The organism is Ulvibacter sp. 2210JD10-4, from assembly GCF_058148525.1.
Genome location: NZ_JBYVJZ010000001.1, coordinates 328,799 through 353,084 on the forward strand (window position 1 = coordinate 328,799; position 24,286 = coordinate 353,084).

The 24,286-nt window shown below is 36.6% G+C and carries 21 protein-coding genes; 11 read left to right on the plus strand and 10 right to left on the minus strand.

The features are described 5' to 3' along the window. Positions 1-99 precede the first annotated feature (99 nt). Entirely contained in the window at positions 100-1,137 is a 1,038-nt protein-coding gene (gene capA / locus ACY2RT_RS01625) for a cysteate synthase (protein ID WP_490154125.1), read from the minus strand. Between the two features lie 77 nt (positions 1,138-1,214). Then, positions 1,215-3,350, minus strand: coding sequence for a S9 family peptidase (locus ACY2RT_RS01630; protein ID WP_490154126.1), 2,136 nt, complete (start codon positions 3,348-3,350; stop codon positions 1,215-1,217). Positions 3,351-3,415: 65 nt separating this feature from the next. Between ACY2RT_RS01630 and ACY2RT_RS01635 the strand changes: the two genes are divergently transcribed. Continuing rightward, entirely contained in the window at positions 3,416-3,739 is a 324-nt protein-coding gene (locus ACY2RT_RS01635; RefSeq protein WP_490154127.1) for a YbaB/EbfC family nucleoid-associated protein, read from the plus strand. Between the two features lie 3 nt (positions 3,740-3,742). Here ACY2RT_RS01635 and ACY2RT_RS01640 read toward each other — a convergent pair whose 3' ends face one another. Together ACY2RT_RS01640 and ACY2RT_RS01645 are read right to left on the minus strand one after the other, a co-directional pair. Further along, positions 3,743-4,204 (minus strand): thioredoxin family protein, encoded by a 462-nt coding sequence (locus tag ACY2RT_RS01640; protein ID WP_490154128.1) that lies wholly within the window; start codon positions 4,202-4,204, stop codon positions 3,743-3,745. Positions 4,205-4,316: 112 nt separating this feature from the next. Continuing rightward, positions 4,317-5,420, minus strand: a complete 1,104-nt coding sequence (locus ACY2RT_RS01645; RefSeq protein WP_490154129.1) for an OmpA family protein — start codon at positions 5,418-5,420, stop codon at positions 4,317-4,319. 239 nt (positions 5,421-5,659) lie between these two features. Here ACY2RT_RS01645 and ACY2RT_RS01650 point away from each other — a divergent pair, with 239 nt between their 5' ends. After that, positions 5,660-5,977, plus strand: a complete 318-nt coding sequence (locus ACY2RT_RS01650; protein WP_490154130.1) for a YegP family protein — start codon at positions 5,660-5,662, stop codon at positions 5,975-5,977. Between the two features lie 51 nt (positions 5,978-6,028). Here ACY2RT_RS01650 and ACY2RT_RS01655 read toward each other — a convergent pair whose 3' ends face one another. Genes ACY2RT_RS01655 through ACY2RT_RS01665 form a run of 3 tightly spaced genes read right to left on the minus strand, consistent with a single transcriptional unit; the run spans position 6,029 to position 10,101 of the window. After that, complete coding sequence (locus ACY2RT_RS01655; RefSeq protein WP_490154131.1) at positions 6,029-7,051, minus strand: threonine aldolase family protein; 1,023 nt, start codon at positions 7,049-7,051, stop codon at positions 6,029-6,031. Between the two features lie 8 nt (positions 7,052-7,059). Continuing rightward, positions 7,060-7,680, minus strand: a complete 621-nt coding sequence (locus tag ACY2RT_RS01660) for a hypothetical protein (RefSeq protein ID WP_490154132.1) — start codon at positions 7,678-7,680, stop codon at positions 7,060-7,062. Between the two features lie 12 nt (positions 7,681-7,692). After that, positions 7,693-10,101: a zinc-dependent metalloprotease gene (locus ACY2RT_RS01665; RefSeq protein ID WP_490154133.1), complete on the minus strand. Its 2,409-nt coding sequence runs from the start codon at positions 10,099-10,101 to the stop codon at positions 7,693-7,695. A gap of 160 nt (positions 10,102-10,261) precedes the next feature. Between ACY2RT_RS01665 and prfB the strand changes: the two genes are divergently transcribed. The 5 genes from prfB (at position 10,262) to ACY2RT_RS01690 (ending at position 15,962) form a co-directional block, all read left to right on the plus strand. Further along, positions 10,262-11,369 (plus strand): peptide chain release factor 2 gene (prfB, locus tag ACY2RT_RS01670; protein ID WP_490154134.1). Its coding sequence is split into 2 segments (ribosomal slippage): positions 10,262-10,324 and positions 10,326-11,369, totalling 1,107 coding nucleotides; the frame shifts between segments, so codons are not numbered across the junction. Between the two features lie 71 nt (positions 11,370-11,440). Next, positions 11,441-12,529: an amidohydrolase family protein gene (locus ACY2RT_RS01675; RefSeq protein WP_490154135.1), complete on the plus strand. Its 1,089-nt coding sequence runs from the start codon at positions 11,441-11,443 to the stop codon at positions 12,527-12,529. A 38-nt stretch (positions 12,530-12,567) separates the two neighbouring features. Next, the gene (locus tag ACY2RT_RS01680) at positions 12,568-13,044 is read left to right on the plus strand and encodes a hypothetical protein (protein WP_490154136.1); all 477 of its coding nucleotides are present in this window, start codon (positions 12,568-12,570) and stop codon (positions 13,042-13,044) included. A gap of 10 nt (positions 13,045-13,054) precedes the next feature. Beyond that, positions 13,055-13,396, plus strand: a complete 342-nt coding sequence (arsC, locus tag ACY2RT_RS01685) for an arsenate reductase (glutaredoxin) (protein WP_490154137.1) — start codon at positions 13,055-13,057, stop codon at positions 13,394-13,396. A gap of 85 nt (positions 13,397-13,481) precedes the next feature. After that, positions 13,482-15,962, plus strand: coding sequence for a TonB-dependent receptor (locus ACY2RT_RS01690; RefSeq protein ID WP_490154138.1), 2,481 nt, complete (start codon positions 13,482-13,484; stop codon positions 15,960-15,962). Positions 15,963-16,031: 69 nt separating this feature from the next. On the opposite strand, the gene ACY2RT_RS01695 is transcribed toward ACY2RT_RS01690, so the two are convergent. Further along, positions 16,032-16,199, minus strand: a complete 168-nt coding sequence (locus tag ACY2RT_RS01695; RefSeq protein WP_490154139.1) for a hypothetical protein — start codon at positions 16,197-16,199, stop codon at positions 16,032-16,034. Between the two features lie 154 nt (positions 16,200-16,353). On the opposite strand from ACY2RT_RS01695, the gene fumC reads away from it, so the two are divergent. Together fumC and ACY2RT_RS01705 are read left to right on the plus strand one after the other, a co-directional pair. Continuing rightward, a complete protein-coding gene (gene fumC / locus ACY2RT_RS01700) occupies positions 16,354-17,748 on the plus strand; it encodes a class II fumarate hydratase (protein ID WP_490154140.1) in 1,395 nt (464 codons plus the stop codon). A 214-nt stretch (positions 17,749-17,962) separates the two neighbouring features. Then, positions 17,963-19,219 carry a 7TM diverse intracellular signaling domain-containing protein gene (locus ACY2RT_RS01705; RefSeq protein ID WP_490154141.1) on the plus strand — a complete coding sequence of 419 codons (1,257 nt, stop codon included), beginning with the start codon at positions 17,963-17,965 and terminating at the stop codon, positions 19,217-19,219. 63 nt (positions 19,220-19,282) lie between these two features. Here the strand turns inward: ACY2RT_RS01705 and ACY2RT_RS01710 are convergent, their stop codons facing one another. Together ACY2RT_RS01710 and ACY2RT_RS01715 are read right to left on the minus strand one after the other, a co-directional pair. Then, positions 19,283-22,456 (minus strand): cytochrome c biogenesis protein, encoded by a 3,174-nt coding sequence (locus tag ACY2RT_RS01710; RefSeq protein ID WP_490154142.1) that lies wholly within the window; start codon positions 22,454-22,456, stop codon positions 19,283-19,285. Between the two features lie 73 nt (positions 22,457-22,529). Continuing rightward, positions 22,530-22,922, minus strand: coding sequence for a group III truncated hemoglobin (locus ACY2RT_RS01715; protein WP_490154143.1), 393 nt, complete (start codon positions 22,920-22,922; stop codon positions 22,530-22,532). A gap of 77 nt (positions 22,923-22,999) precedes the next feature. On the opposite strand from ACY2RT_RS01715, the gene ACY2RT_RS01720 reads away from it, so the two are divergent. Both ACY2RT_RS01720 and ACY2RT_RS01725 read left to right on the plus strand, forming a co-directional pair. Then, entirely contained in the window at positions 23,000-23,767 is a 768-nt protein-coding gene (locus ACY2RT_RS01720) for a Rossmann-like and DUF2520 domain-containing protein (protein ID WP_490154144.1), read from the plus strand. Continuing rightward, positions 23,751-24,284, plus strand: coding sequence for a KdsC family phosphatase (locus tag ACY2RT_RS01725; protein WP_490154145.1), 534 nt, complete (start codon positions 23,751-23,753; stop codon positions 24,282-24,284). Before ACY2RT_RS01720 ends, ACY2RT_RS01725 begins: the two co-directional genes overlap by 17 nt. The last annotated feature ends 2 nt before the right edge of the window (positions 24,285-24,286 follow it).

The window sequence follows — 24,286 nt, forward strand, 5'->3', positions numbered from 1 at the left end:
TTAATTTTACTATGAAAACATATAAATTTTCTTTCAGAAGATAGAAATAAAAAAACCGTCACTTTATGCGACGGTTTTCAATATGTTAGTATTCTGTATTTATTTAATATATTCTATAGATGCTCCTTTTTCAGTTTTAGCATCAAAAAATCCTTGTTGGCTCATCCAATCATCACTGAAAACTTTGCTCATATAGCGTGATCCGTGATCCGGAAAAATAACAACGATATTACTATTTGTCATAAATTCACCTTCTTCTTCCAGTTGCTTAAGCCCCTGCATTGCTGCACCACTGGTATATCCTACGAATAATCCTTCGGTTTTTGCAAGTTCACGGGCTGTATGCGCACTACTTTCGTCTGTTACTTTAATAAACTTGTCAATAACCTCAAAATCTGTCGCAGTAGGAATTAAATTTTTTCCAAGGCCTTCAATACGATATGGGTAAATTTCGTTTGCATCAAACTCTCGGGTTTCATGATATTTTTGTAACACCGAACCGAATGCGTCTATTCCAATGACTCTTATATCCGGATTTTGCTCTTTCAAAAATCTAGCTGTTCCTGAAATAGTTCCTCCGGTACCACTACAAGCTACTAAATGGGTTATTTTACCATTTGTTTGATTCCATATTTCAGGCCCGGTAGTAGTATAGTGGGCATCCATATTCAATTCATTAAAATATTGATTGATATAAACAGAACCTTTAGTTTCATTGTGGATCCGCTTTGCAACTTCATAATACGAACGTGGATCATCAGCACTCACATGGGCAGGGCAAACATATACTTTTGCTCCCATGGACTTCAACATATCAATTTTGTCATTTGAAGATTTTGAACTTACGGCCAGAATACATTCATACCCTTTAAGAATACTTACCATTGCAATACTAAAACCGGTATTTCCGCTGGTAGTTTCAATGATAGTATTGCCGGGTTTTAATATACCTTTTTTCTCGGCTTGTTCTATAATATAAAGTGCAATACGGTCTTTGGTAGAGTGCCCCGGATTAAAAGCTTCAACTTTGGCGAAATAGTTGCCATCCATTTGTGAGGTAATGTTGTTGAGTTTAATTAATGGTGTGTTACCAATAAGATCCAACACATTATTATGGGCTTGTATTCCTTCTTTCATATAAGGGAGTTTTTTATAAAACTTAAGCGATTATTCTTAAATTTAAAAACCGTACAAAGTTACATTAAATATTTTAATTACTCTTCTATACCTTCCAGATCGAGTAAAAAAGCATAATCCATCGCGACTTCCTTTAAAGCCTCAAAACGTCCGGAAGCCCCACCATGACCAGCATCCATATTGGTATGAAAATATATATGGTTATCTCCTTTATTTAATTCACGTAATTTTGCCACCCATTTTGCAGGTTCCCAATACTGAACCTGTGAATCATGATAACCTGTTGTTACAAAGATATTTGGGTATTCTTTTGCCAAAACATTATCGTAAGGGGAATATGATTTCATATAATTATAATATTCCGGTTCATTAGGGTTTCCCCATTCATCGTATTCACCCGTAGTTAATGGTATACTATCATCTAACATGGTAGTTACTACATCTACAAAAGGGACCGATGCGATTACCCCGTTATAAATTTCGGGAGCTATATTCAATACTGCTCCCATTAACAAGCCTCCGGCAGAACCTCCCGAAGCATACAAATGGTCTTTGGAAGTATATCCTTCGGAAATTAAAAATTTTGAAGCATCAACAAAGTCTGTAAAAGTGTTCTTCTTTTTCAATAATTTACCATCTTCATACCATTGTCTTCCAAGGTACTCCCCTCCTCTAACATGAGCAATAGCAAATATAAAACCACGGTCCAAAAGACTTAATCTTGAAGATGAAAAATAAGGGTCTATCGTAGCCCCATAGGATCCATATCCATAAATAAGCAATGGGTTGCTACCATCTTTTTTAATTCCTTTACGGTATACCATTGATATTGGTATTTTAGTACCGTCTCCTGCTGTGGCCCAAACGCGTTGTGATTCATAATTATTTTTATCAAATTTACCTCCTAAAACCTCAACTTCTTTTTTGATCGTCTTATCACGAGTCTCCATATTGAAATCTATCACAGAAGCCGGTGTTGTCAAAGAATTATACCTGTACCGAAGTACTTTTGTATCAAACTCAGGGTTTTGTGTTGTATATGCTGTATAAGTTTTATTATCGAACGGTAAATAATAATCATCTGTATCATCCCATCGCATAATGCGTAGTTTGTTCAATCCATTACTACGCTCACTTACAACTAAATAGTCTTTAAAAATATCAATGTCCTCCATTAAAACATCATCTCTATGCGGAATCACATCTTTCCAATTCTCTTTTAAGGTGCTTTTTTCCGGAGTTTTCATCAACTTAAAATTGGTAGCATCATCTTTGTTTGTAAGAATGTAGAAGCTGTCTCCATAATGCGAAATGCCGTATTCCAAACCTCTTTCACGAGGTTGGAAAATAGTAAACTTACCTTCCGGAGTGTTGGCATCTAGTATTTGAAATTCTGAAGTTAAAGTGCTATAACAACCAATTATCAGGTATTTATTAGATTTTGATTTGTATACATAGGTACTAAAAGTCTCATCGTCTTCCGTAAAAATTAATTCATCTATAGACGGATTTGTTCCACGTGTATGTTTAAATATCTGATTGGAACGTAGGGTCTGTTCATCTTTTCGGGTATAAAACAACGTTTTATTATCATTTGCCCAAGTAGAACTTCCGGTAGTAACCCCTATTGATTGTGGTAAGATCTCACCCGTTTCTAAGTTTTTTATGTAGATCGTATATTTTCTCCGGCTCAGGGTATCTATTCCAAAAGCTGCCCATTTATTATCCAAACTTATATTGATGCCTCTAAGGTTATAAAAGGAATGGCCTTCGGCCATTTCATTGACGTCGAACAGCACTTCTTCTTCTGCATCTAAAGAACTCTTCTTACGAGTATAAACCGGATAATCCTTTCCGGTTTCAAAGCGTGTAATATAATAATACCCATTATAGAAATAAGGTACAGATTCATCATCTTCTTTTATACGGCTTTTCATTTCTTCAAAAAGGTCTTCTTTGAATTTCTTAGTGTAAGCCGTCATTTTATCGTAATAATCATTCTCTCGTTCCAAATAATCGATTACTTCAGGTTCGTCTTTTTGATTGAGCCAGTAATAATTGTCAACACGTACATCGTTGTGTATCTCCAGGTGTTTGGCAATTTTATCGGCTTTAGGAGGAGTAATATCCATAGTTGGCTTTGAAGTTTCTTTAGTATTGCACGAAGCAGCAAAAATAGTAGAAACAATGGAAATAGCTATTAAATTTTTCATATACGAAAGGTTGATTTGTATAATTGCAAAGTAGTAAATTTGCACCGAATAAAAAATACAAAACAATGTTTGGAGATCTTATGGGAATGATGGGTAAATTAAAAGAAACCCAAGAAAAGGTAACGTTAACAAAAAAAAGGCTTGATACAGTATTAATTGACGAACAAAGCAATGACGGGCTACTAAAAATAACACTCACGGCAAACCGTGCTATTAAAGAGATTAGTATAGATGATTCTTTGTTAGATGATAAGGAGCAATTGGAAGATTATCTTATTCTAATACTAAATAAGGCTATAGAAAAGGCAACAAGTATCAATGAAGCTGAAATTGCATCAGTTGCCAAAGAGGGAATGCCTGATATCCCGGGTATGGACCTGTTTAAATAGGGTTTATCTATAGTTTTCTAGGTGGTGGTCGACAAAAGCAAAATGATTGCTGGTATCTCTCAGGGAACTGTAACCGGAGAGTCTCCCTTTTTGTTTTCCATTGGAATTCAAAATCATTAATTTAGGAAAGGTTTTCTCTTTATTGTATTTGGCGATGATCTTTTTATTATAGGCTAGTTGTTCTTCACTAAGTATATCTATTCTGCGTGGCAGGTCGATCATTACAAGTACCATTTTCTTTGCACGTGATTCAAATTCCGGATTGTGAAAGAAATCTTCTTTTAGCATTTTGCAGGGACTGCACCAGTCGCTTCCCGTGAAATAAACAAGTATGGGCTTATTTTGTTCTTTTGAAGTCTTTTTTGCTTCCTGAAGGTCTGTCAGCCAGTTAAGTTTTGCAGCATCATCTTGCGCATAAGATATACCGGTGAGTAGTAAAAAAGTAAAAATCAAAAAGTGCTTCATACCTAATTTATTTTGATCTCTAGCAGCATAATTTATGCCAAAGATCCTAAAAATAAAAGAATTCCCAAAAAAGGGAATTCTTTTAAAATTGTTAATGGTCTTGTGTGTATGTTTAGTTATTTATCAATCTAAACTCCGTTCTACGATTAACCGCATGCTCGCGTTCTGTACATGATACTCCGTCTGCACATCTGTTCTTTAATCTATTTTCTCCATATCCGTTTGCGACTAACAAACTACTGTTGATGCCCTTTGTCTTAAGGTAATTAACAACTGCTTGAGCTCTTCTTTCAGAAAGGTCTTGATTTGAAACATCTGTACCTCTTGAATCCGTATGAGAAGCAATCTCTAACTTCACTCCCGGATTTTGAGCCAATACAGGTAATAAACGTGTATCAATAAGATTTCTTGCCTGTGCAGTTAAAGTAGCACTGTTTAAATTCCAGTTAATAGGTAGTGCCTGGTACTCTACTAAAGCACACTCAACTTCTTTCCAGGTAGTTAAGCCTCCTTTGGTTTTTAAAACTTCTTTTGTAACCGTTTTGTATTCAGCCGGAACAGTTTCTTCAATTACCTGAGCATCTTTTACCATTACTGTTTTTGTAATAGTTGCATATTCAGCAGGAATTTCTTCTTCAACTACGCGGGCAGGTTCTGTAACTACCCTTTTGGTATAAGTTCCTGCTTTTTCCGGAATAGGATTTCTGTTAGTAGAAGCATCGTTTGCCAAACGTGTAACATTTACAGTAGTATATTCGGCTGGATATCCTTTATAACACCAGTAACGACAATCATTTGGGTCACTGGAAGCGCAATCCGGTGCAGGAGCACCTAATTCCCACTGGGCATAGGCCGGTTTAATTTCAATGGTTTCTGAATCATTTGAAAAGGAAGCGGGTATTACATTTAAAGTTGAAGCACCTTGTTTTTTGACGTAAGTAATAGTTTCTGTTCCCCATTTTTCAGGAATGACTCTTAGTTTTTTTCCTGTAGCTTTTACCATTACTCGTTCTGTTTGAGTTTCGTACTGTGCAGGAACAGTTCTCAACTTTTTATAAGCAGGCTTCGTCATGACTTGTACTGTTTCATTTACATATACGTCTGGAGTAGTACAGCGCACATAACATTTACCAGGCTCTGGGTTTGCAGGAAGGTCCTGTGCAAAAGCTACTGAAGTAACTAATAGTGAAAGACCTAAAAGGAAAAATTTTTTCATGTTTGTTAATGTTTAATTATAAATATTTCGAGGACAAAACTAGTTGATGGGTTTCTAATTCTGTTAAAGTTTTGATAGCAAATTCTTAAAGTGACCCTGTGTTTTCGACAACTAATTGCAATTATCCGATGAAAAACACAAAAAATTCCAAAATGAAGTAAGCATAAAATTTATAGACAATTATTTTTTTGCGATCTTTAACTTCTGAAATTTCAAGTCTAACTTTTAAACTTAAAAATATGTTTGAACTAAAGAAGAGTGGTGATAAATATCACTTTGTTTTAAAAGCCGCGAATGGCCAAGTAATCCTTTCCAGCCAGATGTATGCTACCAAAGCCTCTGCTATGAATGGTATCGAATCTGTAAAGAAAAACTGTGGTGATGAGAAATGTATTGAAAGAAAAACGGCAAAAAACGGTAAATTCCATTTTAATGTGAAGTCCACCAATGGTCAAATTGTTGGTAGTAGCCAAATGTATGCAGGTGAATCCGGAATGAACAATGGGATTACTTCTGTTGCAAAAAATGCACCCGGAGCAGAAGTGAAAGAAGTATAAAGTTTTGTTTACTTTTTAAAAATAAAAAACCTCCTTACTTATGGAGGTTTTTTATTGATATGACATTAATACATCTAAAAAGTGTTGGTGCATTTCATTTGTATAATCCAAATGCGTCACTATACGAAGCTTTCCTTGCCCCATATTACTAATTTTAATATTTTTTTGGAATAGATCATTTATAAATTTTTCTTCGGAATGATTCTGGGCTAGGTAGAAAATTACAATATTGGTCTCTGTAGGTTCCACTTTCTCTACATAAGATTGTTGCATTAACACCGAAGCAATTTCCGAAGCTTTTTTGTGATCCTCCTCCAATCTATTTACATGATGTTCCAGTCCATATAATCCGGCAGCTGCCATATATCCTACTTGCCGCATTCCCCCACCTAAAATTTTTCGAATACGTATGGCATTCTTCATGAGTTCTTTCTTTCCTAACAATACGGTCCCCAATGGAGCTCCTAAGCCTTTGCTTAAACATATAGAAACTGTATCAAATAATTGCCCGTATTGCTTTGGTTCTTCATTTTTTGCCACAATAGCATTCATTAACCGCGCACCATCTAAATGCATCCCTAAATGATGTGTATCACAAACCTTTTTAATTTTTTTTATTTCATCCATATCATAACATGCCCCGCCTCCTTTATTAGTAGTATTCTCAATACAGACCAGAGAGGTTAACGGGCTATGATAAAAGTCGGGTGGATTAATAGCTTCTTCAACTTGAGATGCGGTAATCATCCCATGTTTTCCATCCAGTAACTTGCATGAAACTCCACTATTAAATGAAACACCTCCTCCTTCATAATTATATACATGTGCCCATTTATCACAAATTAATTGTTCTCCCGGTTGTGTATGTAATTTTATAGCAGCTTGATTTGCCATACTCCCGGTAGGAAAGAACAACGCATCATCCATCCCAAACAATTCAAGTAAATACTGCTCCAGCTTATTTACGGTTGGGTCTTCTTTATAAACATCATCTCCGGTTTGGGCATTTAGAATAGCTTGTAGCATTCCGGGTGTAGGCTTGGTAACCGTATCACTTCGCAGATCAATAATCATATATTCTATTAATTTTGTCTTCGGAATTTGGGTTCCATCTCCGCTATAAAACTATCCAGTAATTTATCAAGCCTTACTACTTCAAGGTTATTATTGTATTCAAAGTGTGTATTGGGGCTTTCAGAATCATTGGTAAGATCAAATAAATTATAGCTCTGTCCAAAAGAATTTTCTTCTATGGTAAACTCAAAATCCCGAAAACAATTATGTACTTCGGTTCTTAATTTTGGTATGCCGTCCAAGGATTCTGAATTGTATTTTTTTACAATTCCGTCTTTGAGTTCAGAAGCATTAGTATGCATAAACTCCATAGCTTCGGCATTACTCAACTCCAAAGAATAATACATCCCGCAATTGTCAAATTTTTTAATCATTGGCTTACCATCATCATTCCAAAATAAATAGGCTTCAACATAGGTCCCTTTTGAAGTACACATACTACCATCCTCTAATCGAAACATTTCAATAGTACCGGAACAGTATCGTTTATTTACAAACCAGGAATTGATATTTCGGTTTTCTAATTTAGATGTAAATTCCGAAACCAGACTTTCTACATAAGCCTCATCGTTTTGAGCCAAACTCAATGTAGAGAACACAAGTGCAAAAACAATAATTACGTTTTTCATTTTTAAAAATTTTTACGGGTCTACCTTAAAACACTGGTAACTCCCTATTGGGCTTCCATCTGGAATTTTTGGTGCGGAAATTACCTTAAACTCTTCAGGATCCTTCCTAAAAGTAGTGATTTCTCTTGTTAATTGTCTGGAAAAAACATCCTCTTTTCCGGACAGGTCTTTTGCAAGGTCATCTATAGTTTGATTTACAATACCTTTAGTTTGTGGAATACTTTGTTTACTTAGTGCCAGATTCATTAAATGCTGTAATGTTTCAAACTGAATGGTCCTTTGCACTTCTTTTACATAAGAGGAGTTTTCCGAAGTACTAAACGTAGTTTTCACTAACTCATCTAAAACTTCTTCTAATCCAAGGTTTTTAGAATCTGTCGCTTTTTGTTGCACCAGACGATTGGCCCTGTAAGGGTGAAGCAATAACTTTAATGTCATATCACTTGCAGTCGCAGCAGCTCCCAGAGCATCAAACGCTACACTCATATTACTTTTAAAAGATTCTCTTGATCGCCAATAGCTATATGCACGTGGTGGGAACAATTTCAATTTATCTTCGGGAATCGCAAGGGTTTTGGAATCTAATGTTTTTAATACCGCTTCTAAAGCATCTTTTTGTGTTTTCTTCGGAAGATTTTTCACAATAAGACCATTACCTCCTTTTACAGCATAATTATAGTCTAGTCCCCCTATGAGCTTTACAGCTGCCTCTGTTTGAAAACGATGATAAAAATACAAAGGGACAAATACATCTTCCAATACTGTATATGCTTCTCCTGTACGGATATTATCTTCCGAAAAATTAGCCAATGCAACTTCTCTTATTTTCAAGAGGTTTTCTAATTCTTCCGAAGCACTTGCACCATTATCCCACAAATGTGCTTTCGCATGTGCGCCTCCCTGTGCATGAGCATCTCCATCAGATATATACCGAAGCCCTTCTGCAAAAGCTGCATCCAAAATAGAACTCAAGGCTTTTTTTTCTGCAACTCCATCAGGAATATCACTATAGCTGTATGCGACCGTTACCTTATCCCACTCTCCTATTCCGGTAGCATAGGCATTACTAAAATCCAGTTGTCCATCCTTTAAAGTCAAAGTCGGGTGAGGGTAGTCCATTACACTTGCCCTGTGATTGGTGCTCGCTGCAAAGTTATGAGCAAAACCAAGTGTATGTCCAATTTCATGTGCAGATAATTGTCTAATTCGCGCCAGGGCCATATCCAACATTTGTTGATGATTGTCATCTCTTTCGGCAAAAGGCTTGTTCATTAAAGCCTGTGCTATCATAAAGTCTTGCCGGATTCTAAGGCTTCCCAGGCTTACATGCCCTTTAATGATCTCACCGGTTCTTGGGTCGGTAATAGTAGATCCATAGCTCCAGCCACGTGTAGAGCGATGTACCCATTGTATCACATTATACCGAACATCCATAGGATCTGCATCTGCAGGTAAAAGCTTTACCTGAAATGCATCTTTATAACCTATAGCTACAAAGGCCTGGTTCCACCAGCTGGCACCTTCCATTAATGCAGAACGTATGGGTTCCGGGGTTCCGGGGTCCAGATAATATATGATGGGTTCTACAGCTTCACTAATGGCTTCGTTTTTATTCTTTTTTTCTAAATAATGCCTGGTAATAAAACGTTTTGTAATAGGTTCCCAAATAGGCGAACTATAATCCATATACATCATAGGGTACGAACCACATCTAGGATCAAATACACGTGGTTTGTAGTCATTATCCGGTAATGCTACAAAGCTGTGGTGTTGTATTACCGAAATTGAATTTGGGTTTGGCGCAACACTACTTAAATTACTACCTGTAGGTTCACCTACAAAAGTGAGCATAGCTTCAAATTCTACATTTTTCGGGAAAGCCTTGGTGCGTTCCAACCATAGCGCATTTCGGGTTTCATCTAATTTATAGCTGCCTTCTTTATGATCTTTCAAGCTTTTAACTACTCCATGAGCATCTAACAATAAAAAAGGGGACAGATCTATTATATATTTGTTAGCAATGGTTTCCTTTATTTCAAACCCGAAGAGTACGGAACGTGCAAAAGCCTCATTAATTGATTTTTTTTCCAGTTCATTTTCAGTATTTGCACGATATTGTAAATTTGGTTGAATAAGTAACAATTTGTTTCCCGCTTTTACGAATTTTACAATCTCTCCTCCTCCCAATTGCCCTCTGTCCAGTCCAATGTCATTAGAACCCAGACCAGTACGCAACGAATGAACATATAAAAACTCAGTATTGAGCTTGTCTACTTCAAGATAAATGTTTCCTTCTGCTTCGGAATAGTAGAAGTCGAATAAACCTTCAAACTTCAAAAGGTTTTTCTTTTCAGATAAAAATTGTGCAGACATTGCAAACACTCCGAAGAATGCTGCTACCATAAATGTAACATACTTCATAAGATTTATTTTATGTAAGAAGTTCTCCCCGTGAGCTTCCTTTTTAAGGTTGCATTTAGAACTACTATACAGTTAGTTAGCCCTAAATCTATAAAATTCGTTTAAAATAGTTTCAGTTTGTAAAGGTTAATTCTATTTTTGTTGAAAATTCTTACCCACTATGATTACACATGATCAGTTAAAAGATCTTAGAGATCGCCTGGATGCGTTAAGGAGGTATCTTTGACGTTGCTGGTAAACAAATAGAAATTTCTAACGACGAAGAAAAGACATTCGACCCCAATTTTTGGAACAATCCGCAAGAAGCCGAAGCTTTCATGAAAGTACTTCGGAATAAAAAGAAGTGGGTCTCCGATTACGAAACTGCTGTTTCCCTAACCGATGATGCCGAGGTCATTTTTGACTTCTTTAAAGAAGGTGAAGGTACTGCCGAAAATGTAGAAAGCCGTTTTAACAAAGCCATTGAAGCCATTGAAGCGTTAGAATTTCGCAATATGCTTAGTGAAGAAGGTGATGATCTTAGTGCTGTATTGCAAATAACTGCCGGTGCCGGAGGTACCGAAAGCTGTGATTGGGCAAGTATGTTAATGCGTATGTACTTGATGTGGGCCGAAAAAAACAACTTCAAAGTAAAAGAATTGAACTACCAGGCCGGGGATGTAGCCGGTGTAAAAACAGTTACTCTGGAAATTGAAGGCGATTATGCCTTTGGCTGGCTAAAAAGTGAAAATGGTGTGCATCGTCTGGTTCGTATCTCTCCTTTTGACAGTAATGCCAAACGCCATACCAGTTTTGCAAGTGTATATGTGTATCCCTTAGCAGATGAGAGTATTGAGATCGATATCAATCCAGCTGATATCTCTTGGGATTTTGCCCGCAGTAGCGGTGCCGGAGGACAAAATGTGAATAAGGTAGAAACCAAAGCCATCTTAACACACCACCCCAGTGGAATTGTCATCCATAATTCTGAAACACGTTCACAGCTGGAAAACCGTGAGAAAGCCATGCAAATGCTAAAATCGCAGTTATACGAAATAGAGCTTCGTAAACAACAGGCACAACGTGCTGAAATTGAGGACGGTAAAATGGCGATAGAGTGGGGTTCTCAGATCCGTAATTATGTACTCCATCCCTATAAATTAGTGAAAGATGTACGTACAGGTTACGAAAGTGGTAATACTGATGCCATTCTCGACGGAACTATTGATGAGTTTCTAAAAGCCTATTTAATGATGACAGGGCAAAAAGAAAAGAGTGACGAATTATAAGTTAAAGGCATGCTAAAATATATGCAGACCTTGTACAACTTTTTATCTTTATCAGCTACAAAAATCATACTATGTCAATCAATACTCCTATCCTATTCATCATTACTATCTTATTTGGTCCTTATATATACAGTCAAGACCTTTCTTTTGAAGAATATAACCCAAAATCTACACTGGTCGTTCCTGGGGAGACCGTAAAAAAAGCAAAGTTTACATTTATAGATGTGCATGGTCATCAATATAGAATGCCTACTCAGGATCTGGCTCCCGTCGTTGCTGCCATGGATACCCTAAATATGGGCATTATGGTGAACCTAAGTGGCCGCTCCGGTGCAGATCTGCAAAAATCGGTACAAAATATAAAGGATCATTACCCCAATCGTTTTGTAGTGTTTGCCAATGTCAATTTTGAAGGTGTTGGAAAAGCAGGCTGGACAGAAGCAGCTGTGAACCAGTTAGCCGAGGATATTAAAAATGGAGCACGTGGGTTAAAGGTATACAAAAGCTTAGGCCTTAGAAATGTAGATGTAAATGGCAAGAGGATTCCAATTGATGACCCGCGCCTGGACCCTATCTGGGCCAAATGTGGCGAATTAGGGGTTCCCGTCTTGATCCACTCTGCAGACCCAAAACCATTTTGGGATGAATTTAACGGAGATAACGAACGGTGGCTGGAACTAAAAACGCATCCTCGCAGAAAACGTGGTGATGATGATCCGGCACCATGGCAACAGATAATGGATGAACAATATCGCATGTTCAAAAAACACCCTAATACCCGTTTCATTAATGCACATATGGGTTGGCTGGCAAATGACCTTGGAAAACTGGGAAAGTTACTGGATGAAATGCCTAATATGCATGTAGGGATTGGAGCCATTATTGCCGAACTGGGGCGTCAACCTCGTTTTGCAAAAGCTTTCTTTATAAAATACCAGAACCGTATCCTGTTTGGAAAGGATAGTTGGAAACCTGAAGAGTTCCCTACCTATTTCAGAGTTTTGGAATCTGATGATGAATATTTTCCATACCACAAAAAATACCATGCATTTTGGACGATGTACGGCCTCGACCTCCCGGACGAAGTACTTAAAAAAGTGTATTATAAGAATGCGTTACGAATCATCCCGGGACTGGACAAGGGTTTGTTTCTTAATTAGATTAGAATAGGTATTTTTACCATTCAACCAGATCACATATGAAGCCAGCCAGTCTTGCACAACTTAAAAAAGAACTGAAATACAAATCAAGCGAAGAACTCAAAGCTCTGGTACTTAGGCTTACAAAGCACAAAACTGAAAATAAAGAGCTCCTTACCTATTTATTGTTTGATGCTGATGATGAAGCCGGTTTTATTGAAAGTGTAAAACAAGATCTTAATGGCTTATTTGAAGAAATAAATACCACTAACTATTATTACATAAAAAAAAGTATCCGTAGAATTTTACGGACATTGAAACGCTACATCCGGTATTCACAAAACAAAGAGACCGAAGTAGAACTATTGCTCTATTTTTGTGAAAAGATGGCGGTCTTTTCTCCCTCCATACAAAATAACAAAGCCATGATGTATGTTTATGAAAAACAAAAGGAGATGATCGCTAAAAAAATTGCTGTATTGCACGAGGACCTGCAATATGACTATACACAAGAACTAAAACAACTAAGCCTTTAAATATCTAAAAATGATTACAATATACCACAACCAACGCTGTAGCAAATCAAGAGAATGTCACAATATCTTAGAATCACAAAATGTAGATTTTGAAGTTATAAAATACCTGGAAGAGCCACTATCCAAAACTAAACTTCAGAAAATTATAAAGATGCTAAATATCAAACCTATAGATCTGGTGCGAAAAAATGAAGCCATTTGGAAAGAATTATATAAAGGTAAAAAAATGGATGATGAAGCAGTCGTGAATGCCCTTGTAGAACATCCAAAATTAATTGAAAGACCTATTGTTATTAACGGCAATAAAGCAGTGATTGGAAGGCCCCCGGAAAAGGTTCTGGAGATTTTATAGTTTGCACTTCTATTTTTAACACAAATTTGGCAGATGTAGGTTAAACCCAAGCTTATTTTCGTAGTCTAACAGGATAAAACCAACTATGAAAAAAAATATTTTCCTTCTTTTCCTCTTTACTGCTACACTTACTTTTGCACAACGACCCCAAAACGATACGCCTATAATTATTACAGGAAAAATTGCAGAAAGCGGTTCCAATTTACCGTTGGAATATGCTACGGTTGCTTTTATAAATAAAGACAACAAAATTGTCACGGGAGGAATTACGGACGAAAAGGGAGAGTATAGTATCGAAATTCCCAAAGGATTGTATACGGTACAATTTGAGTTTATTTCCTATAAAACCACAAAACTTTCTAATCAAAGACTATTTAAGAACACAAAACTTCCAACAGTCTCTTTAGAAATAGATAGTGAAAGCTTAGATGAGGTGATTGTCCGCGCCGAAACTACCGAAGTTCAGGTGCGTCTTGATAAAAAGATATATAACATAGGAAAAGATCTTACTACCAGTGGTGCAACAGTAAGTGATGCCCTTAATAATGTACCCTCGGTAAGTGTAGATGTAGAAGGTGCGATTAGCTTGCGGGGAAATGAAAATGTACGCATTCTCATTAATGGAAAACCTTCGGCCATTGCAGGATTTGGCTCTACCGATGCTTTACAGCAACTTCCGGCAGAAACTATTGACAGGGTCGAAGTGATTACTTCTCCTTCAGCACGTTATGATGCGGAAGGTACGGCGGGTATTATCAATATTATTCTTCGAAAAGAAAAAACGCTGGGGCTTAATGGTTCCTTTCAGACTAATATAGGCTGGCCGTTAAATAGTGGTATTACCGGAAATATCAATTTAAGGACCGACAAATTCAATATATTCAATACTACCGGTATCCGTTATAGTGATGCTCCCGGAAATGCGTTTTTTGAAAATCTTTATTTTGATGAAGATCGTGAGAATCCTTTAGTAATTGAAGACCGTGATTATGACCGCTTGCGAAAAGGATTCAATACGAATTTAGGTATTGAATATTATCTAAATGAAAAATCCTCACTAACTGCTTCGGGGTTTCTTAGGTTAGGAGATAATGAGACCATTACCACAAATAATACTAATGAGTTTAACCAATCCAATGACCTGGCACTTACCCGTGTTAGAACCGAAAGCGAAACCGAAGAAGATACCAGCTATCAATTATCATTGAATTATGAAAATAATTTTAGTAATGACGGTCATAAGCTTACTGCCGATTTTCAATATGAAAATGACAAAGAAACCGAAATATCCTTTATTGAAGAACTAAACACCTACCCTACAAGTGAGAGATTATCTTCTGAAGACATTACTTCAAAAGAAGATCAAGAAGAATATCTTGCACAAATAGATTACGTTCTTCCCATAGGTGAAAATGCACAGTTTGAAGCCGGTTACCGGGGTAATTTTGAAGAAACCGTAACTGATTATGTATTGTTAGAAGAAGACGGCACTACAGGAGTCTTCATAAAAAATGACAGCCTTTCAAATCTCTTCACATATAATGAAAATATAAACGCGGTATACACTCAATACGGCAATAAGTTTGGTAAATTTTCTTTTTTGCTAGGACTACGTTTGGAGAACACTCAGCTAAAAGGAGATGTAGATGCCGAAGATGTAACATCGGACGAAGATGATGAATTCAATATCAATTTTGATAAAAATTATACTGGCCTCTTCCCCACTGTAAACTTGATTTACGAAATAGGAGAACGTGAAAATATTACTTTAGGATACAACAGAAGGATCAATCGACCCAGACACTGGTTCATTAATCCATTCCCCTCGCGTTCCAGTGAAGCAAATGTATTTCAAGGAAATCCCGATCTGGACCCTGCCTACGCAAGTGCTTTCGATTTGGGGTATTTAAAACGATGGGATAAAATAACACTCTCATCATCTGTATATTATCAATATGAAACCGATGCTTTCGAACGCATTAAGGAAGACACCGGAGAGCTTACATCTAACGGTGTACCCATTATTAGAACTATACCCATAAACCTTTCTACAAATCAACGCTACGGATTTGAAGCCGGAATACTGTACAATCCAATGAAATGGCTTCGTTTGAACGGAAGCTTTAATTTTTACAAATTTGTCACTGAGGGGGATTTCAACGGAATAGATTATGGAACCGAAGATACCAGCTGGTTTGCCCGTGGCAGTGTAAAAGTAACGTTACCTACAAAAATTGATTGGCAGACCAATGCATTTTACAGGGGCCCGAGAAACAATTCACAAACAGAATCAGATGGGATCATTGTATTTAATTTAGCTTTCAGTAAAGATATCATGAAAGATAATGGCACAATTGGCCTCAATGTACGCGATCTTTTGAATTCAAGAAAAAGAAAATCGCTAACCGAAGCAGAGACCTTTCGAAGTTATAGCGAATTTCAGTGGAGAGAACGTCAATTCAGTCTGTCATTTACGTATCGCTTCAACCAAAAGAAGAAACGACAAAGAGGAAACGGCTCTGGAGGTGGTGATTTAGAATTTGAAGGTGGTGGTGCAGGGATGTAATTGTTAAGAGATAAAATAAAAAAAGGAAGCTGACAGCTTCCTTTTTTTGTATATAATTAATTCTAAATATTATTCTCTTTCTTTTTTTCTGGCTTCACGCTTTAACTTCCAGTTTTCATACAATGCTCCACCTATCCAATACGGGATAAATGAAATTAAGAAGATCATTAACCAAAAACCAATGGTTAAAATAGTTAAAAATGCTAAAAAGCCCAGATATTGATCAAAATCGAACATAATAAACACGTTTTTTAAGATGCCTCAAAGATACTAGGATTTTTTCAAAAAAAGCAATAAAAAAACCTGAATTATTCACATGAAATTAACCACAGGGATGGTTGAGTAACTTTTGGGTTTTAAGTACCTTTGTATTGCGTTAGAAATTACCATTATGGAATACAGAATAGAAAAAGACACTATGGGGGAAGTAAAAGTCCCTGCCAACAAACTTTGGGGTGCACAGACCGAGCGTTCCCGTAACAACTTTAAAATTGGTGCCCCGGCATCTATGCCTCTGGAGGTAGTATACGGCTTTGCCTATCTAAAAAAAGCAGCTGCCTACACTAATTGTGAATTGGGAGTACTTGCGGAAGAAAAACGTGACCTTATAGCATCTGTCTGCGATGAGATCTTAGCAGGAAAGCATGATGACCAGTTCCCACTGGTTATATGGCAAACAGGAAGCGGTACCCAAAGCAATATGAATGTGAATGAAGTAATTGCAAATCGTGCACATCAATTAGCTGGGAAAACAATTGGTGAGGGTGATAAGACATTACTCCCCAATGATGATGTGAACAAGTCACAATCCTCTAATGACACTTTCCCTACGGGAATGCACATTTCTGCTTATAAAAAATTGGTTGAAATTACAATTCCGGGAATACAACAATTGTATAAAACACTTTTAGCCAAGTCGGAGGCATTCAAAAATGTTGTGAAAATTGGCCGTACACACTTAATGGACGCAACTCCTTTAACTCTTGGACAAGAATTTAGTGGTTATGCATCACAACTGGAGCACGGACTTATTGCACTACAAAACACTTTACCTCATCTGGCTGAACTTGCCCTAGGAGGAACTGCTGTGGGTACAGGAATCAATACACCAAAAGGATATGCTCCTAAAGTAGCCGAGTACATTGCAGAATTTACAGAACTTCCATTTATAACTGCCAAAAACAAATTTGAAGCCTTAGCTGCTCACGATGCCATTGTAGAATCACATGGCGCTTTGAAACAATTAGCAGTTTCTTTAAATAAGATCGCAAATGATATTAGAATGCTAGCCAGTGGCCCACGAAGTGGGATAGGCGAAATTATTATTCCTGCTAACGAGCCGGGATCCTCTATTATGCCTGGAAAGGTGAACCCAACACAATGTGAGGCATTAACTATGGTATGTGCTCAGGTAATAGGGAATGATGTTACCATTTCTGTAGGAGGAATGCAGGGTCACTACGAATTAAACGTCTTTAAACCAGTAATGGCAGCTAATTTTCTGAATTCTGCACGACTTTTAGGAGATGCCTGTCTGTCTTTCGATATTAATTGTGCCCAAGGTATAACACCAAATACAGAAGTCATCAATAAGCAATTAAACAATTCCCTAATGTTGGTCACTGCATTAAATACCAAAATTGGATACTACAAAGCTGCTGAAATTGCAAATACCGCCCATAAAAATGGTACTACTTTAAAAGAAGAAGCTATTAATCTGGGCTATCTCACTGCTGAAGAATTTGATGCCTGGGTCAAACCTGAAGATATGGTTGGTGATAATTAAGTAGTTAGAGAATTTTATATCATATAAGTTTGAAATGGCTGACACCTTTGTCAGTCATTTTTTTTAAAAATATCGATAAAGTGCAAAAAAAATAGGTGAAATGTAATTTTTATGTATATTGGAGTACCCAAATTATTAAAACCTATTTATTATGAGGCTACAATTTTTACCCCTCGCGTTGTGTCTTTTGTTTGCTTTTTCCGTAAAAAGCAGTATGGCTTTTTCAGAAAAAGTTGTTTCTATAGAAAGTGCTAAAAGTCTTGATTTTAAGGCTGTTTCAAAAAAAGTAAAGGTTAAAAATAATCTGACTAAGATTATCAAAACCATTAAAGAAGATACACCTAAAAATTCCCCTAAAAGCAGTACGGTAAATTATAATATCGCCAGTGCTTCAAATTTCCAGTTTTCTACTTTTGAAGAAAATTCCTACAAAAATATTACATTGACCCCTGTAGGAATTACAGAAAATTTAAAAGGCGGTATTACAACTATTAATACAGCCTCTCAAAATGCAAATTTGGCTACTTCCTTTAAAAATGGAATGTTTTATGGATTTGCGATTATGGTTATCCTTCTTAACCTGATCTGTTACTTCTTATTCGATGAAAAAATATTTATGGCCTATTCATTAGCGTTAGCAGGTATTACTACTACACTCTTCTTTAGTGACGGTTTATATATGTTTTTAGGTATAGATGACCTGCAAAATGTTGAAGCTATACAATCCACATTACTCCTCATAGCTGTTGGTTTTAGTGCCTGGTTTGCTTCAAGGTATTTAACATTGAGTGAGTTTTTTCCAAAACTGCGTTGGGTAACGATGACATTGTTAGGTATTTCTATGATAGTAGTTGCTATGGCATGGGTGTCGAAAGAAATACTATTTGCTACTATTGCTAATACCATTTTACTCAGTATAATAGCATCTTATTTTTTAGCCAGTGTTTTACTTTTCAGCAGTAAGAATTATCCAAAATTCTATGTAATTGCTTGTGGTATTCCCCTACTCTTTGCTATTGATTTCTTTGTATTAAAGAACTTTGGAATAAACTTTCTGAGTGTTCAAACGGTCCACCTTAAGACAGCTATTCTTGTTGAAATGTTATTGATCACTTATGCTATTGTGTATCGTATGCGGGCAATTAAAGAAGAAAATCTGTTACGACAAACAGAACTGCGGATCTTCCTGAAGCGACAGGAAGTTATGAATAGAAAAAATGCTGCAAAATTGATGGAAGATGTTTACTTAGAGAACCTCATTATGCATTATGACCTTGACGGATTGGAAATTAAGCTACTTCAATACATTTCTGAAGGAAAAGATAATTCTAAGATCGCCCGAAAGTTAAAAACCACTGAAATTGAAGTAGAAAGTCTCACAAAAGAACTATATCATAAGCTTGAAATAAGTGAACACATTCAGGAAGACTATCGAATGGTTGACACCCAACCCGATTATATATACAACTAACTCCCAAATCTATCCCCAAATCTATTCCAACTAAATAGAGAAAAGAAGGTAAGCCTTAAAAGCTTATCCTTTTTTTTTGTAAAATTTTCGGTATCTGAAGTAAGCAGCAATACTCAATACAATAGCAAAAGCCACAATATAATATACAAATGTCGGCGTTGCCGGTGCATCACCACTTGCATATGAGTGAAGACCACTTAAGTAGAAGTTCACCCCAAAATAGGTCATCATAATAGATGCATAGGCGAACATTGCCATTACATTGAAGAACCATCTACCGCGTAATCCCGGAATCAATCGCATATGGATCACAAAAGCATAAACGATAATACTAATAAGCGCCCAGGTTTCTTTAGGGTCCCAACCCCAGTATCTTCCCCAACTTTCATTGGCCCACATACCGCCTAAAAAGTTACCAATGGTCAGCATGACCAGACCAACTGTAAGAGTCATTTCCGTAATTACTGTCAGTTCTTTAATATTCAGGTCCATCCTGATAAAATTCTTTTTAGAAGTTAACAGCATTAATAATAAAGAGGTAGCTCCCAGGATCATACCAAGTGTAAATGGTCCGTAACTTGCAACAATTACTGCTACGTGTATCATTAACCAATAACTATCCAATACCGGTTGTAGGTTAGCGATTGCCGGATCCAACCAATTTAAATGAGCAGCCCATAAAATTATTGAGGCAACAAATGCAGTAGAAGCAATTGTGAGGTCACTTTTTCTTCCGAAGGCAAGCCCAAAGAAAACTGTGGCCCAGCCAACGTATATAACGGATTCGTATGCATCACTCCAGGGTGCATGGCCACTAATATACCAACGTACTATAAGGCCTGTGGTCATTAAGATGAAAAGTACCCAAATCAAATACTTAAACAATTTAATAATACCATTGACAACTTTGGCTTGAGTAAAAATTTGTAGAATGATAAACAGAAACATCAATGCTCCTATACCTGCAAAATAAGTATATAAACGATTAAAAAGGTCTACTCGATTATTAATGATCTCTGCTTTAATCCTGTTTTCTGAAGGCATTACATCACTTCCATACTTTTTTTGGAATTTGGTGATTCCTGCTAAAATTTCTTCCGCTTCGGTATAATCTCCTGTTTTACGGGCTTCCCTAAGTGTTTGAAAATAAATAGGAAGAATGGTTCGTGTTACCGTAGAATCCATTCCCGTAAAATTAGCTTCATTCAATTCCGGGTAGGAAACCCATTTATTATTCTCATCATAAGGGATAGGGAATATTCTAAGAATGCTTCCACTCAAAGCTTGATTTAGTATATAAAAATTTTCATGGGCCTTTATAAAGTCTTTCTCAAACTGATTGGGATTCGTTTTCGAAGTTGCAGCCTCTAAAAAGGGTTGCAATTTATAATTAGCATTTTCATCAAACAGATCCAACAAAGCAATAAGCTTAGTGTCTCTTGAAACACCTACCACATCTCTAATACTGTCATTACCTCTTTTAAGAGCAATAATTGATGCTTGAGACCATAGAGCAGGGAATTCGGTCATAGATATAAAAACCTGATTAGGATCCAAGCCTTCATAACTGTTTTTATGGCTAACCTTGCGAAGTAATTCACTGGCAAAAGTATTTACCGGTTTCATCCTCCCGTTATCCTGAATGATCAATTTTGCAAACTTAGCAGCATGTTCCTTACTTACTGCATTTGCCATAATTACCGAATCTATCTGTGTTTTAGTTGCTTTTTGGTGCTGAGGGTTTGTATTGGAATGCTGTGCAAAAGCTGAAAAAGAGAATAGGATGAGTGCAATGGTCATTAATTCGGATTTCTTCTTTTTTATTTTATCTAACATTCTTTTTAAAGATCCAAAACGGGTATTTCTATCAAATAAAATGGCCATCAACCCAAAATATAGCAGAAAATAACCAATATACGTAACCCAGGTACCCCAGAAATCTTTATTCACAGAAAGCACCGTTCCTTTTTCATCTGAATCAAAAGAGGCCTGGAAAAAACGGTATCCTTTGTGATCTAAAACATGATTCATATAGATCTCATAATCAAAAAACTCTGTTTCAGAATCATTAACAGTTATCTTACTTCTGAATGCCGAATAGCTTTTTTCCGTTCCCGGGTACCTATCAGCAATAAAATCATTAAGCGTTATGCTAAAAGGTAAATCATAGGTTTTGCTTCCGTAGGAAAGATATACATCCAAGCCCCCTACTTCAGTTTTGGTAGGATTAGGCAAAGTTCCTTTACCACCTAAAAGTGCTACGGTTTTTGTCTCTCCTCCTGTAGAAATATCCAGCATCAACGCATTCTGGTTGGTCTTTTCATTTTTAGGAGCCTGTATAACTCCGTAGCTGCCTTTAGTGACCGGCTCCGGAATTACAAAGGCCATTCCTGCCAATTGATATAAAGAACGAAGCATTAAAGGTTGTGTACTGTCCCTAACAACTCTTCCCTCCATTTGGTCCGCCATACGCATAAAGCTACCTTCAAAAGGAGTCTCTAATGTATAGCTTCCGTCGTTGCTATACGTAATATTAATCGCTCCGGGAGTAGCCTTATTCACCGCGAATATTATATTATGTATGGAGGTCACTTCCCCGACCTTTATCCAATGGTCATGCCGATTTCCGTCTCCGGCCTCTACTAACTTCAAATATTCTTCACCATCTTCAGAAGCAATTAATCCTTCCTTTGCATTTTTTATAAAATTCTTATAAGTAATTATTACTTCTTGTTTATTATAGTCTGTAGTAATTGTGAAATCATTATCTAAACGTTCAGAAAGGCGTAGTTTTTTGGGAGATACTTTTCTACGTTGCGGAACACCATCAATTTGATAATCCCCATCTATAAAGGCAGTTAGATATGTATCTTCAGAAAGCATTACATTCTCTGTAGCTCCCTCACGAATACTCATTACTCCTTCATATCCAATATAACGTGTTATAAAAGCACCTACAAGTATTAAGATAAAAGACAGATGAAATAGCAACGTAGCCCATTTTTCTTTTTTATACAGCCTATATTTGAAAATGTTCCCTGCAAAATTGATCACAAAGATTACCATGATGGCCTCAAACCACCATGCATTGTAAATAAGTTCTCTGGTATAAGGTGTAGGTGATGTTTCTTCAAATCTGTCCAGCCAGGTACCAATTGCCATAGCAATAGCAAAAACGATAAATAAAACAGCGGTTAAACGAGTGGAGAAAAGGAATGCAGCTATTTTCTTTTGCATTATGCGAATTTTGGTGCAAATTTAGGTAATTACTACCATTTTAGCTACTTAAATTTGTTAATCCGTATGAATATTATTCCATTGACTTTTTTCGGGATTCAAACATCTTTATATGAATAAAGGTTCCCATGTTTCGGGCTCTGTTTTTAGCAATTTGGGCAGTATCCCCTACAAAGAGTTCATCAATAGTGAGATACCATAGGTTTATCCAGGTTCCAAAATGAAGTTCATTAATTCCTTCATTAAAAACCCTGTCAACCCCAATATGCTTTCCTATTGGGTCTCCCTGGTAGGTCTTTTTAAAGAAAAGATTGGACTCCCAGAAATCTGTTAAATGCTCTAAATGGTGATCCCAGTCCTTTATGATACTATTAAAGACAGGGCCTAAAAGATCATCCTTTCTTACTCTGCTGTAAAAGGTCTTTACCAAAAGATTGATATCTTCTCTGGATTTAATATCATGCATAGCGGTACTACAATTGAATCTGTAAAGTTATTGTATATTTTAAAATAAAAATCATTAAAAAGTTTTTACTTTGCCTTATGATTCAGGTTGTTTTTTTGGGTTTTGGAAATGTAAATTATCATTTATGTAATGCTTTACGTAAAAATAAGTATATATCTGTAAATCAGATATATAACAGAAATGAAATTTCACTTTTTTCTGAATTAAAAAAGATCCCATTTACGAAGGTACTTTCTGAACTTAAAAAAGCTGACGTCTATATCATTGGCATTCCGGATGATGTGATTACCCCTTTTTCTGAAAGATTATCATTCAAAAACAAACTGGTGGTACATACTTCCGGTGGTGCAGAAATGAATGCACTGTCTTCAAGTAATCGAAAAGGAGTTTTCTATCCCTTGCAAACTTTTTCAAAAAAGAGCGAGGTAGATTTCAAAAAAATACCCATTTGCATAGAAGCCGAAAATGTTTCGGATCTGGCGCTTCTTAAAGAATTAGGTGAAACCATTTCGGAAAAGGTAGTGGAAATCAATTCCGAAGAACGCGCAAAGCTGCATCTGGCAGCTGTTTTTGTAAATAACTTCGTAAACTACCTATACTATATTGGTCATGAAATTGTCTCGGAAAATAATATTCCATTTGATCTACTAAAACCACTCATTGCTGAAACTGCTCGTAAAATAGAAAATATCCTACCTGAAGAAGCTCAAACAGGACCGGCAAAGCGAAATGACCTAAAAACAATCGAAAAACATTTACATTTGCTGCAAGACAGCCCGTACAACCAATTATATCAACAACTAACTAAGGCCATACAAACTACCACCAATGGAAAAAAGCTATAAAGAATACTTACAACATATTACTACTTTTGTTTTTGATGTAGATGGTGTGCTTACAGATGGTACCATTGTGATCACAACCAATGGAGAAATGTACCGCACCATGAATACCAAAGATGGATTTGCACTAAAAACTGCTTTTGAGCAAGGGTATAAGGTATGTATCATTTCGGGAGGGACAAATGAGGGAGTTCGCAAACGTCTGCAAGGACTTGGGCTAACAGATATTTATCTTGGAGCGCACCATAAAACTGAAACTTTGAATGAGTACCTGAAAGCTTCCAATATCAAAAGAGAAAATGTTTTGTTTATGGGGGATGATATTCCGGACTTGTATGTGATGCAGGAAGTAGGGCTTCCTTGTTGTCCACAGGATGCCGTCCCTGAAATTAAAGACATCTCCAAATACGTTTCTCATAAAAAAGGAGGAAAGGGCTGTGTGCGCGACATCATTGAGCAGGTCCTCAAAGTTCAGGGAAAATGGATTAGTAATGGCAATACAAGTGCTAAATATGATTAAAC

Excerpts from the sequence above, each read along its gene's own strand:
- ACY2RT_RS01720 (WP_490154144.1), top strand. The coding sequence starts at position 23,000 with ATGATTCAGGTTGTTTTTTTGGGTTTTGGAAATGTAAATTATCATTTA.
- ACY2RT_RS01640 (WP_490154128.1), bottom strand. The coding sequence starts at position 4,204 with ATGAAGCACTTTTTGATTTTTACTTTTTTACTACTCACCGGTATATCT.
- ACY2RT_RS01695 (WP_490154139.1), bottom strand. The coding sequence starts at position 16,199 with ATGTTCGATTTTGATCAATATCTGGGCTTTTTAGCATTTTTAACTATT.
- ACY2RT_RS01665 (WP_490154133.1), bottom strand. The coding sequence starts at position 10,101 with ATGAAGTATGTTACATTTATGGTAGCAGCATTCTTCGGAGTGTTTGCA.
- ACY2RT_RS01630 (WP_490154126.1), bottom strand. The coding sequence starts at position 3,350 with ATGAAAAATTTAATAGCTATTTCCATTGTTTCTACTATTTTTGCTGCT.
- ACY2RT_RS01675 (WP_490154135.1), top strand. The coding sequence starts at position 11,441 with ATGTCAATCAATACTCCTATCCTATTCATCATTACTATCTTATTTGGT.
- ACY2RT_RS01660 (WP_490154132.1), bottom strand. The coding sequence starts at position 7,680 with ATGAAAAACGTAATTATTGTTTTTGCACTTGTGTTCTCTACATTGAGT.
- ACY2RT_RS01725 (WP_490154145.1), top strand. The coding sequence starts at position 23,751 with ATGGAAAAAAGCTATAAAGAATACTTACAACATATTACTACTTTTGTT.
- ACY2RT_RS01705 (WP_490154141.1), top strand. The coding sequence starts at position 17,963 with ATGGCTTTTTCAGAAAAAGTTGTTTCTATAGAAAGTGCTAAAAGTCTT.
- ACY2RT_RS01645 (WP_490154129.1), bottom strand. The coding sequence starts at position 5,420 with ATGAAAAAATTTTTCCTTTTAGGTCTTTCACTATTAGTTACTTCAGTA.
- ACY2RT_RS01655 (WP_490154131.1), bottom strand. The coding sequence starts at position 7,051 with ATGATTATTGATCTGCGAAGTGATACGGTTACCAAGCCTACACCCGGA.
- ACY2RT_RS01690 (WP_490154138.1), top strand. The coding sequence starts at position 13,482 with ATGAAAAAAAATATTTTCCTTCTTTTCCTCTTTACTGCTACACTTACT.
- ACY2RT_RS01680 (WP_490154136.1), top strand. The coding sequence starts at position 12,568 with ATGAAGCCAGCCAGTCTTGCACAACTTAAAAAAGAACTGAAATACAAA.
- fumC (WP_490154140.1), top strand. The coding sequence starts at position 16,354 with ATGGAATACAGAATAGAAAAAGACACTATGGGGGAAGTAAAAGTCCCT.
- ACY2RT_RS01635 (WP_490154127.1), top strand. The coding sequence starts at position 3,416 with ATGTTTGGAGATCTTATGGGAATGATGGGTAAATTAAAAGAAACCCAA.
- ACY2RT_RS01650 (WP_490154130.1), top strand. The coding sequence starts at position 5,660 with ATGTTTGAACTAAAGAAGAGTGGTGATAAATATCACTTTGTTTTAAAA.
- capA (WP_490154125.1), bottom strand. The coding sequence starts at position 1,137 with ATGAAAGAAGGAATACAAGCCCATAATAATGTGTTGGATCTTATTGGT.
- ACY2RT_RS01715 (WP_490154143.1), bottom strand. The coding sequence starts at position 22,922 with ATGCATGATATTAAATCCAGAGAAGATATCAATCTTTTGGTAAAGACC.
- arsC (WP_490154137.1), top strand. The coding sequence starts at position 13,055 with ATGATTACAATATACCACAACCAACGCTGTAGCAAATCAAGAGAATGT.
- ACY2RT_RS01710 (WP_490154142.1), bottom strand. The coding sequence starts at position 22,456 with ATGCAAAAGAAAATAGCTGCATTCCTTTTCTCCACTCGTTTAACCGCT.